Here is a 1,888-nt window from a genome sequence, read left to right as displayed (position 1 = left end):
CCCTCCAGCCCCGGCGCGCGCACGGGAACCGGCCGGTGCGGTGCCCGCCCGGCGCCCGTCGCCCAGCGCACGCGCTCTCCGCACCTGCTCAGCGCAGCGCGGGGATCACATCACGCGTCTCGTCGACCTCGACGCCCGCGGTGCGGCGGCCGAGCGTCCCCGCCGGCGTTTCGTCCGCGCAGACGGTGCCCCGTGCGGGCAGTGCCAGCGTGGCGAGGTAGTCCGTGACCAGGGCGCTGACACACGCGCTCCGGTTGTACGCGGTGTGTCCCTCACCGGCGAAGGTCAGCAGCCGTCCGTTGCCCAGCGTCCCGGCCAGGGCCACGGCGTCCTGGTACGGGGTGTCCGGGTCCCCGGTCGTGCCGAGGACCAGGATCGGGGCGGAACCCGCCGCCCGGTAGGAGCCCTCGAAGCGGCTCGGGCGTTCCGCCGGCCACTGGGCGCAGGTCGGCGCGTGGTTGTGGTCGTAGGTGGGCGGGCCGAGCCCGATGGCGGGTCCCAGCAGCGGCGCGGAGGCCACGTGGGCACCGACCAGCGCGCCCAGGAGCAGCCGACTGGTCGGATACACGCGGTCGGCGCACTCGACGGCCATGTTGACGTTGAGGAAGTCGAACGACGCGGGGGAGGGCGGGTTCAGCAGGAACGTGGCCTGGCGTGCCTGCGCCGCCCGCAGGGCCTGCCCCAGCTCGGGCCAGATCTCCTTGCCCGCGTTGATGTTGAACATCAGGCGGTACGCGAGCGTGTAGCCGGTCGCCGGGCGCCCGCTCGCCGTGATGACCGGGTCCGCGTCCAGCGCCCGCTTGAGCTGCTCGAAGGCCTCCCGGGGCCGGCCCTCGCCGAAGCCGCAGGCGGCGGCGTTCTGCGCGCACCAGTCCAGGAACCGGCCGACCGCCGCGTCCAGGGCGACGAACTGCGCGCCGTCGTAGGCGTACGGCACGTCCGCGTAGCGCCGCGGATCATAGGCCCCGTCCAGGACCATGGCACGCACCCGCCGGGGGAACTGCGCGGCGTAGACGGTGCCGACGTAGCTGCCGAAGGAACGGCCGTAGAAGGAGAGCGTCTCCTCGCCGAGGGCCTGGCGCAGCAGGTCGATGTCCTTGGCGTTCGAGCCGGTGCCGATGAACGGCACGAGGTCACCGGAGCGTTGGCGGCAGGCGTTGGCGAAGTCGGCGCCCTGCCGGATGGCGCCCTGGAGGGCTCCCGGACCGGGCACCCCGCGTGCTGCGTCGACGGCGGCCGAGTACTCCTGGTCGTTCCAGCACTCCACCTGCCCGCTGCGCGCCACGCCCCGCATGTCGTACCCGACGACGTCGAAGGAGTCCCGCAGGGACGCGGGGAGCGCGGCGTAGCTGTTGCGGGCGAAGTCCACACCGGAGTTGCCGGGCCCGCCGGGGTGCAGCAGCAGGACACCGGCGCGGCGGGCCGGGTCGGCCGCGACTTGCCGGGTGACGGCCATCGGGAGCGTACGCCCGGTGGGTTCGCGGTAGTCCAGCGGCACCCGGGCGGTCGCGCACTCGAAGCCGTCCGCCTGGCCGGCACAGGGCCCCCACGTCAGAACGGGCACGGGCGGGGCCGGGGTGGTGAGGCCGGTTGCCGTGGCGGCCCCGGGCGAGACCCCCAGGAGAGCGGCGACCGTGATCAGGACGAGGGCTATTCCCCACGCCACCGGCTTGCGGGGGCCATCGGCTAAACGGGTCTGCATGCGGCGATCCTCCGTCATGGGCGTTGCGCAACGGGCGACAACGTAGCCGCCGACCGCCGCCCTGTCGTCCCACCAGGAGGTGATTCCTCCCTACCACCAGGGGTCGCGTCCGCCTGTCACCAGGGTGGTACGCGGGGGCGCCGGCGGGCGGACAAGGCCGCCCCGAGGACTCGGTGATCCGGCCGT

General features: G+C 74.3%; 1 protein-coding gene. It reads right to left on the bottom strand.

Annotation, left to right across the window (positions count from 1 at the left end; translation table 11 throughout):
* Positions 1–88: 88 nt before the first annotated feature.
* Entirely contained in the window at positions 89–1,702 is a 1,614-nt protein-coding gene (locus tag PV721_RS43135) for an alpha/beta hydrolase (protein ID WP_319734304.1), read from the bottom strand.
* Between the last annotated feature and the right edge of the window lie 186 nt (positions 1,703–1,888).

The sequence above is a fragment of the Streptomyces sp. MB09-01 genome (genome assembly GCF_033794505.1).
In the GTDB taxonomy this organism is placed as follows: Bacteria; Actinomycetota; Actinomycetes; order Streptomycetales; family Streptomycetaceae; genus Streptomyces.
Note: the sequence above shows the minus strand (reverse complement) of the source record. Positions and strands in the feature narration are given on the sequence as shown.

Bases quoted from the DNA above. Each gene is read 5' to 3' on its own strand.
- PV721_RS43135 (WP_319734304.1), bottom strand. From the start codon at position 1,702: ATGCAGACCCGTTTAGCCGATGGCCCCCGCAAGCCGGTGGCGTGGGGA.